The organism is Microcoleus sp. CAWBG27, assembly GCF_020883145.1.
In the GTDB taxonomy this organism is placed as follows: Bacteria; Cyanobacteriota; Cyanobacteriia; order Cyanobacteriales; family Microcoleaceae; genus Microcoleus.
This window is the reverse complement of the sequence record NZ_JAHREU010000038.1, coordinates 64692-72101: the sequence shown is the minus strand read 5'-3', so window position 1 is coordinate 72101 and position 7410 is coordinate 64692. Positions and strand designations below refer to the sequence as shown.

Annotated in this window: 2 protein-coding genes; one reads left to right on the top strand and one right to left on the bottom strand. The window is 48.2% G+C overall.

Annotated features, from left to right (window positions below):
* Positions 1–491 precede the first annotated feature (491 nt).
* A complete protein-coding gene (locus QZ938_RS20340) occupies positions 492–5027 on the top strand; it encodes a response regulator (RefSeq protein WP_293355441.1) in 4536 nt (1511 codons plus the stop codon).
* 325 nt (positions 5028–5352) lie between these two features.
* Here the strand turns inward: QZ938_RS20340 and QZ938_RS20335 are convergent, their stop codons facing one another.
* The gene (locus QZ938_RS20335; RefSeq protein WP_293355444.1) at positions 5353–7056 is read right to left on the bottom strand and encodes an NB-ARC domain-containing protein; all 1704 of its coding nucleotides are present in this window, start codon (positions 7054–7056) and stop codon (positions 5353–5355) included.
* Positions 7057–7410: the final 354 nt, after the last annotated feature.

The following is a 7410-nucleotide window of genomic DNA, read 5'->3' as shown; positions in this document are numbered from 1 at the left end:
CGCTGCACTTGCGGTCTGGGACTAGGGATGAACCGCACCCAGATGTGTATCCAGTTATGATGACTTTGTAGTCATCCTAGCCATCCCCTAAGTATCGTTACTCAGTTTCGGCTAAACGAATCGCACGTCTGTAGTTCAATTATATCAAAGATTGTTTGTTTCGGCGGTGATGGTCTTCCTGTCCTATGTCCTTCGGACAGGCTACGCCTACGGAATCGGTCAACCATCCCACCTCAACAAACCTGGCTTTCATCCCACACCAATCTGTAAACGATATGATGTGGGGATTCCCGCCGAACTAGCTAAAGCTGTGAAAATACTACACTGACTGTGGGGGGCAGATACCCGATACCTTGGAAATACCGAGGGCTTTTGCAAATCCGCCCACAACAGTCAAAACACGCAGGCCCTGCGATCGCCAATGCTAAACAACCTACGTCTCCAACCTCCCCAGGCTACTTGCTTAGTAACACCGTGAGGAGGCCGACGCCATGCAACTCCGAAAAAAAACACTCTTAATCATCGGTGCAGCTCTGATCAGCCTGATTGTGGTTCTCTATGCCACTGCATCAACCATTTTGCTGCACGATTTTAACAACCTGGAGGCACAGTACGTCCGCCAGGATGTCGCGCGGGCTTTGGATGCCTTAGATGATGACTTGTCGAATTTAGACACCAGCGCCCAAGATTACGCCGAGTGGGATGATACGTACTCTTTTGTCGATACACGGGACCAGGAATTTATCAAGTCAAATTTCGTCAATACGACATTTGTTTACTTGAGATTAAACTTATTGGTGCTGCTGGACTCCGACGGTAAGACCATCTTCAGCAAAGGTTTTGACCTGAAATCCAAAACCGAAATCCCAATTCCGGCAAGCTTGCAACAGCACTTGACCGAGGCGCTGCTGGAGTCCCAGACAAGTTCTGAGGATGGGTACCCCGCCAAAACAGGCGTCGTCACCCTGCCAGAAGCCACGCTGCTGATAGCCTCAAAACCGATCGTCAACAGCAACGCTCAAGGCCCGCCGCGGGGGACGCTGATCCTGGCACGCTACCTCGACAACACCGAAATTGGTTTGCTTTCGGAACTGACTCACCTGTCAGTGGATTTTAGATTGCCGAGTTTAGATTTTAAAGTGGGAGCCACGAACTACTCCGGGCCAGGCGCTAAGGTGCTGGCTCGCTCCAGGCAGGATTTGGACAATCTCAAACTCAAAATTTCCAACCTCAAATCAGTAGAAATTTTAATCGAGCCGCTCAGCGACAGCGTAGTCGCAGGATACGCCCTGATTCGGGACATCCGGGGCAAGCTAGCGCTGCTGCTGCGAGTAGAAGTAGACCGGGTAATCTCTAGGCAAGGTCAGGCTACCCTAGAACTCTTTACTTTCTCGATATTGGCAGTAGGTTTAATATTTAGCGCGATCGCCCTGCTGTTGTTAGAAAATTTAGTCTTGGCGAGATTGGCGGACTTGAGCACTAGCGTCAGCAACATCGCAGCCAACGGCGATCCAGACTTGCGCGTTCAAATGGCAGGAGGCGATGAACTCAGCAGTTTGGCCGACACCATCAACCAAATGCTAGAAGCATTGGGCAATTCTCAAGTCGAACGCTTAAGGAGCGAAGACCGCTATCGGTTGATGGCAGAAAACTCAACCGACATGATTACCAGACACAACCCCAAAGGCGTGTTTCTCTACGTCTCGCCCGCCAGCAAAGCTTTGCTGGGATACGAACCTTCCGAACTGATCGGCGGCCTCCCCAACCATTATTTTCACCCGGACGATGTAGAAACCGTCGCCAAAGCTCACTCGAAAGTCCTGGCGCTGCCAATTACTTACACCGTCAGCTACCGGATCCGCTGCAAAGACGGCAATTACATTTGGTTTGAAACCACCAGCCGCACGATCCGCGATCCCGAAACCGGCTCGGTGCAAGAAATTATCGGCGTTTCCCGCGACATCAGCGTCCGCAAGCAAACAGAACAAGAACTCCGAGAAAGCGAAGCTGCAATTAAAGCTTTGTACCAAGTGACTTCTGCTCCCCGTACAGACCCGCAGGGCCGCCTTTCTACCTTTGATTTGCGCCTCCAAGAACTGCTGGCAATGGGATGCCGACAGTTAGGCCTTTCCGTGGGAATTTTGTCGCACATTCAAGGCGACAACTATCAAATAATTGCTGTTGAATGTCCCGATGAGTCGATCGACAAATCACAAATCTACGATCTGGAAAAAACCTTTTGCGTGGCTACAGCAATGGCAAAAGAACCGATGTACTTTGAGTCGGTGAGGTTTTCGGGTTTGTGTTTCAATACTCCCAATCCTGCCTTCAACATCGAAGCTTACATGGGCACTGCCGTCACCGTGGCAGGTGAAGTTTACGGCACTCTATGCTTCTTTGCTCCGACTCCTCTGACAGAACCGTTCCGAGCTGTAGATAGAGAGTTGGTGAAACTGATGGCTCAGTGGGTGGGCAGCGAATTAGAACGCCAGCAAACAGGCGTAGATTTGGCAAAAGCTCGCGACGAAGCACTGGCTGCTACCAAAGCCAAAAGCGAATTTTTGGCCACCATGAGCCACGAAATTCGCACTCCTATGAATGGAGTCATCGGCATGACAGGTTTACTGCTGGATACCCGATTAAGTCAGGAACAGCGCGATTTTGTAGAAACTATCCGCAGCAGCGGCGATGCTTTGCTGACGCTGATCAACGATATTCTAGATTTCTCGAAAATTGAGTCGGGCAAATTGGACTTGGAGGAACATCCGTTTGACATCCGCACTTGTATTGAAGAATCTCTCGATTTGGTAGCTGCTAAGGCGGCACAAAAAAAACTGGAATTGGGTTACTTGATCGATCGCTCCGTACCACCAACAGCGCTTGGTGACAGTGCCCGCTTGAGGCAAATTTTAATCAACTTGCTCAGCAATGCTGTTAAATTTACTGAATCTGGAGAAGTGGTGGTTTCGGTGACTGCCAAAAAGCTTGCAGTGTCCACGATCGGCGCTCAACAACTGCCAGCAATTAATGGCGAACCACGAGCAATTCACAAAGTATACGAAATACAATTTGCGGTTAAAGATACTGGTATCGGCATTCCGTGCGATCGCATGGATCGGTTGTTTAAATCTTTCAGTCAGGTTGATTCTTCAACGAGCAGGCAGTACGGCGGTACGGGATTGGGCTTAGCAATTAGCAAGCGTTTGGCCGAAATGATGGGCGGCAGGATGTGGGTGCAAAGTATGGGTTGTCTGGCTGGCAATCCTCCCGGAGATTTTAAAGTGCCAGTTTTTGAGATCGCAGGTGAAGAATCTTGCGAAATTGCCGAAAAATATGGCTCTAGCAAATCTTTACTCAGCAGCGAGCCGATCGACCAAAATCCCCAATCCGCGGGCTCTACTTTTTATTTCAGCACGATCGTTTCTGGCTGCAACAGTTCCTTACCAGTTAATTTGAGCACTACTCAACCTGAATTAACTGGGAAGCGAGTCTTAATAGTCGATGACAATGCAACCAACCGCCAAATTTTGACTCTCCAAGCTCAGTCTTGGGGAATGGTGCCTAGGGCTTCAGCTTCGGCTCGTTTGGCTTTAGATTGGATCGCGGCTAAAGAGGTGTTTGACTTGGCAATTTTGGATATGCAAATGCCACATATGGACGGGTTGGCTTTAGCTGCGGAAATTCGCCTGTATCCCGAGTGCCAAAAGTTGCCGTTAGTGATGCTAACTTCGATCGGCAGACAAGAAATTAACACCCCTGCGATTGAGGTGGATTTTGCTGCTTTTTTGAACAAGCCGATCAAACAATCTCAGCTTTACAATGTTTTAATCAATATTTTTGGGAAACAGACTGCTGAAATTAGAGTGCAGCGAACCAGCGGGCCTTTATTGCAAAGCATACCCGTGCTGGCCGAGAATTTACCGCTGCGGATTCTGTTGGCTGACGATCATTTGGTGAATCAGAAGGTGGCTTTGCAAATTTTGCAGCGGATGGGGTATCGGGCGGATGTGGCAGGAAACGGTATGGAAGTGCTCGAAGCCTTGCACCGCCAGCCCTACGATGTTGTGCTGATGGACGTGCAAATGCCGGAAATGGACGGTTTGGAAGCTACCCGCCGCATCCGCGAGGCATTTTCAGCAGCTTTGAATTTAGAAAATAGCAGGGAAGAATCAGAAGTTTCAATAACTGACGGAGAATCTAACAATGGCAAATCCCAAATCGAAAATCCCAAATTTAGTGATGAGCAATCTAACAATAATCCTGAATGTAGTGATGAGCAATCTAACAATTCAAAATCCACAATCCAAAATTTAAAATGGACGAGGCCTTGGATTGTGGCGATGACGGCAAATGCGATGCAGGGCGATCGCGAAGAGTGCATGGCTGCGGGGATGGACGACTATTTGAGCAAGCCGATCGAGATTGAGGAGTTGGTTCGAGCTTTGAGCGCGTGTAAATCTCGCTCTAATGGGGAATTCGATTGCCCGCAGCCGATTTTTTGTGTGAGCTCGCAGATTGAACAGATAGGAGGAACAAGTGATTTAGAAGTGCGATCCTCTTCGAGGGCTGCGCTAACGCATGCGGCTGTGGAAAATCAACAAGTGACAATTCCCAATTCATCCTCCGTCATCAGGTGGAGTGCATCAAATGTCGATCGAACTTTGTCAGAAAACGGCGATTGTCTGAGTGCCAAGATTATAGAGGGACTGCGAGATGTCGAAGCTTTGGAAGAGGCGATCGACCTTTACCTCGAAACAGCCCCCGAACTGCTGCAAGACATCTCTGCGGCTCTGTCAAACGCCGATCCGCTAGCTTTGCGGCGAACTGCTCACTCTTTGAAATCGATTAGCGGTACTCTCGGTGCTTTTCGCTTGTTTGAGTTGTGCGAGGAACTAGAAATCATGGGCCGGATGGGGACAGAGGCAAATAAGCCTTTATCTGGGCTGGACTCCGGGCTTTTACAACAAGTTGAGGCCGAGTATCAAAGAGTTGAAACAGCATTAAAAATCGAACGGGAATACAGCTAGAAAATGCAAAACAATTAACCTGAATCCGGCAAATCTACGCGATAAACAGCATAAGGTACGTTGTTGGGCTTCAGCCCTCTTAGTTGCAGTGATTGTACCATTTTAAAAAAGTTAAATATTGTAGGGTGCGTCAGCTCGTAGCATAATTTTGAGGCGGGTATCGAGAATTGGCTGACGCACCCTACTACTGTCATATCTATCAATTATTTTAACAGAAAATCCACAAAATCATTATTTTGAAAGAGGTAGATTGGGATTGATGGTGGCGTGAGGGCGGGTTTATGAAATTGTGGGTTTTTGGCAATTATTTTCGGTGAACCCGCCCCTACAGATTTATGTTTTTAACCTCCGTCAACAATGGCAACTCTATATTTCCACACATCAAGTCTGCACAATTCCACTGCCGCAAATACTCACATACTTCAGAAATAATCGCATTTGCTGCATCTAATTTTCCCGCCTGATGCGCGTGATAGTGCGCCCTAATTAACGGCTGAATATCCTCAATATTTTGCCATGCCGATTTTGGTTTGAGCGGAATGCTGATATAATAATTATAAGCTCGATCGTGCGCGGTACGGAAATCTTCGGGATTTTGATTTAGCAGGTACTCGCCCTTTTCTCGGACTAGGGGATGCAACTGATAGGATTTGAGATGGCGATCGTAATATAGCAATTGCCTGCGCTTCAGTGCTTGAATAATATTTTCTTTAAGCTCGTACTTGCTGACTTCTGGCATTTGAGCGCTAATCCCGGCAAAAGATAGGGGATAATCTGAGGTTTGATAGACGGAAATTCGGCCCAGACAAGTTTGCTCGCTGTCGCTGAGACGCGCGATAATTTCATCGATCGCACTTTCAATATCTCGAATCAGCAACCAGTCTCTCTGGTGTAAAAAATTCGCGACATTTCCCTGAAACTCGGTATCGTCTCGAATCAAGGCGGCGACGAGTTGTAAGGCTTTGGGATGTCCAGAATAGCGATCGCCCATTTCCGCTAATTCCTCTGGATTAGCAGTCAGATTAAACGATTGCAACAGGGAAATTGCGCTATCTCGCTCCAATCCGTTAAGCTGGATTTCGCGGGTGACAGTTGACGGCAATTCGGCTAAGGTTTCGCGACTGGTGAAGATGATTTTGCTTTGATGTTCTGTTTCTAATAGTTGTTTGAATAACCAAGCATATTCTGCACAATCGTCTGCGAAATAACCTGCCGTTTTTGCTTCGTTTGTTTGCAAAAGTGTGTCGGCGCGATCGAATACGAGCAAGCAAGGTTTATCTCTGAGGATTTTGAGCAGATTTTCGGTTTTTTTGCCGCAGTCATTTTGAGCGTTGGTGGCGGCGGTAATCTCGCCGTTGGAGAGGGTGAATAGCAGGGAGTCAATTGTGCGATCGCAGGGGGGTGCTTTGCCTGTTGCGGATTCCAAGGATTGCCAAGCGGCGCAGGTGAAGGGGGTATTTTCGGTGTGGAGTTGGCGAATTAGTTGGCTGACGAGGGTGGTTTTTCCGATGCCCGGTAATCCGACAATTGAGATGGCGATGGGAACCCCCCAGGGCGGGCACGGGGGCACGGGCGGGCACGGGGGCACCGCCCCTACATTTAAATCGGGCGGGCACGGGGGCACCGCCCCTACGGGATGGGGTTCAACAATTAGGGTTTTTAATAGTTCGATTTCTTTGGTGCGCTGTACCCAATTTCTGACGGGTGGTAAGTTTTCTGGGAGGGGGAAAGTGCGATCGGTTTGGTTGTCTAGGGGGATATCTGCGATCGCGGCGGCTAAAAGTAATTCTGTTTTCTTGATATCATTGCGCTCGATAATATCTTCCCAGTTATTGATTCCTACGGCTTTGCAAATATCGATAAATGTTTCGCGTCGAATTCGGTTTTGCGCCCAAAATCTCCTTAAAGTGGCTTTGGAAGTTAGAGCGGCTTTGCACCAAGTATCCTCAGTTTTATTCCATTCGAGGTTGCGTCGCACCATATCAATGATTTTCAATCCTTCTTCGGATGCTCTGAGCAAACCTGCCATTGGTACTCCTCTACGGAAACTCTGCCTTAGTCAAGAATGTTACACGATTTGGTGAGCCGAGAAGTGAGCGAAATGAGACAAAAGAGCCAAATGAGCCTTTGATGTTGAGCTAAATGGTGAGCCGTTTGGCCTTTGCAGATTCAGGATTGTGGAGTAATCTGAAATGATGTGCTTGGCTATCAGCTAGGTTTGATGGTGCATTTGAGGGCGATCGGGGATACAGCTTATCTGCTCTTGGGAGCAATGTAAAGTTTTGTTACAAGAATAGGGCAATTTGCATAAAAAGCAGAGGAAGGCCCAGATAAGTATTTAGGAAGGCTTGCTAGGCGGGCTTTGCTGGTTTTTACGCAACTA

Bases quoted from the DNA above. Each gene is read 5' to 3' on its own strand.
- QZ938_RS20340 (WP_293355441.1), top strand. From the start codon at position 492: ATGCAACTCCGAAAAAAAACACTCTTAATCATCGGTGCAGCTCTGATC.
- QZ938_RS20335 (WP_293355444.1), bottom strand. From the start codon at position 7,056: ATGGCAGGTTTGCTCAGAGCATCCGAAGAAGGATTGAAAATCATTGAT.